4 protein-coding genes are annotated in these 1,731 nt (G+C 30.0%); 1 reads left to right on the top strand and 3 read right to left on the bottom strand.

Features of this window, described 5'->3' with window-relative positions; all coding sequences use genetic code 11:
• Both KTHG_RS21580 and KTHG_RS20545 read right to left on the bottom strand, forming a co-directional pair.
• A partial coding sequence (locus KTHG_RS21580) for a hypothetical protein (protein WP_147633145.1) occupies nucleotides 1-326 on the bottom strand: 326 nt, incomplete at its 3' end.
• The gene (locus tag KTHG_RS20545) at nucleotides 323-559 is read right to left on the bottom strand and encodes a hypothetical protein (protein WP_139996299.1); all 237 of its coding nucleotides are present in this window, start codon (nucleotides 557-559) and stop codon (nucleotides 323-325) included. The genes KTHG_RS20545 and KTHG_RS21580, both read right to left, overlap by 4 nt.
• Before the next feature lie 140 nt (nucleotides 560-699).
• Here KTHG_RS20545 and KTHG_RS20540 point away from each other — a divergent pair, with 140 nt between their 5' ends.
• The gene (locus tag KTHG_RS20540) at nucleotides 700-1,122 is read left to right on the top strand and encodes a response regulator (RefSeq protein WP_139996297.1); all 423 of its coding nucleotides are present in this window, start codon (nucleotides 700-702) and stop codon (nucleotides 1,120-1,122) included.
• A gap of 274 nt (nucleotides 1,123-1,396) precedes the next feature.
• Here the strand turns inward: KTHG_RS20540 and KTHG_RS21575 are convergent, their stop codons facing one another.
• Nucleotides 1,397-1,561, bottom strand: a complete 165-nt coding sequence (locus KTHG_RS21575; RefSeq protein ID WP_186439707.1) for a hypothetical protein — start codon at nucleotides 1,559-1,561, stop codon at nucleotides 1,397-1,399.
• Nucleotides 1,562-1,731 lie beyond the last annotated feature (170 nt).

The following is a 1,731-nucleotide window of genomic DNA, read 5'->3' as shown; positions in this document are numbered from 1 at the left end:
CCCACACTACGATAGATTTCAAAATCATATAAACCACTCAATCGCAGTTCTAAGTAATTAGATTCTGTTAACCCAGTTTCTTTCAATGTCTCTAACAATTTATTTTTTTTAGCCTTTTTTCGTTTGTGTGAAATGGCGGTAAGTTCATCACCAATTTCAGTTAATTGATGAAAAATTGTACATGCTGCACACTTATCAACATGGCCATCGCCAAAGTGAGGACATTTCATACAATGCTTAGAGCTAATCCGGTTTTGCTTTTCAGCTAAATTAGAACGATTAAAACGGTCCATAATACGTCGACTTCGCGCCACTTTTATGTTCATTTCCTTAGCTCCCTACTATACTCGGCCAATAGATCAGCCGAATTATTTAATTCATTTGCTATCTGAATATAAGTAGTACCCCTATAAATTCCTTGTTGCTTTTGATAAGCAACTACAACACTTTCTACTTCTTCATATGTGTAGCACACCTTTTTAAATTTGAATCCAGCGTCGTTATAAAAAGCAATAAGTACAAACGGTACTGGGACGTCATATCCTACCAGATTAATCAAGTACTCTTCCTCCTATTTTAAAAATGAAAATTCTTTTTACACACTTTCGATTTCTTATTTTAGTGTTTTTATGATTATATTAGTATTTTTTTATGTTCAATGTTATGATATTTGTACTAGAACTAAAGTAGGTGATATATATGTTACGCATTGTGATTTTAGAAGAAAACTATTCAAAACTTAATAGAATACATACATATTTAGAAAAATGTATAAAAGAAAATGAACTGAGTGCATGCTTACCTTTAACGACAAGAAAGGCTTTATCAGTAGAAAAATATACTGAACTCCATTCAATTGATTGTTTTTACATTAGTATGGATGCCACAGCTTATAATCCTATTTCTTTAGCAAAAAACATTCATCAAAAAAATCCAAAAATCCAAATTATCTTCTTATCAGAATTTTCAGTTGTTTTAGAAGAGATTGAAAGTAACTTAGAATTTAATTATCAGACTCAAAAAGTTGATAAAATCCTTCGTTTTCAAGAAGATTTAGTTCAAAACTTTTTAAGCATTTACCACTCAAAATTTAAAAAGAGAATTAGGCTTCATAATTTTTAATTTAAGCGCTTTTAAGCGCTTTTAAGCGCTTTTCTTATTAATTTTTTTACTTTATCTTCTTTTACATTACAATCTGTTATACATCAAACCGATAAATTTTATTTCAAAAATAAAAATACAATGCCCATCATAATGCCAAAAATAAAAACAATAATTTCATACCAAAATTCATACTTGTTCAACTAAACCACACCTTTATAAATTGATATTTTTTTCATTATTACAAAGTATCAATTGTAATAATGATACATTTTACAATTAAAAAATAATAAGCTTAGTAATCTAATTCCAGTTCTATTAATGCTGCATAGGCTCCATCGTAGTAGCCTTCCATCTTTATATCACCGACTTGTTTCCATCCACGCTCTCGGTGCTCATTAATTTTTTCTTGAAGTTTATATTTATCGAATGCTTTGATTATTTTTCTTGTTTTTTTCATTCTGTTTCCTCCTCAATTGGCGCATCTAAATCGAATAACTTAACACGCTTATCATTTGTTTCTTTAAAAACGATTGGTGCAGTGTTTTTTAACAGGCGACTGATTAGCGCATTAACGGCTCTATCTTCGCTGTACATCTTTGTAAGCTGGTCACGCGTATAATTCGATGT

The organism is Kurthia sp. Dielmo, assembly GCF_000307285.2.
GTDB lineage: Bacteria > Bacillota > Bacilli > Bacillales_A > Planococcaceae > Kurthia > Kurthia populi.
The sequence above is the reverse complement of the archived record's forward strand: the minus strand, read 5'-3'. Positions and strand labels throughout refer to the sequence as shown.

Excerpts from the sequence above, each read along its gene's own strand:
- KTHG_RS21575 (WP_186439707.1), bottom strand. The coding sequence starts at position 1,561 with ATGAAAAAAACAAGAAAAATAATCAAAGCATTCGATAAATATAAACTT.
- KTHG_RS20540 (WP_139996297.1), top strand. The coding sequence starts at position 700 with ATGTTACGCATTGTGATTTTAGAAGAAAACTATTCAAAACTTAATAGA.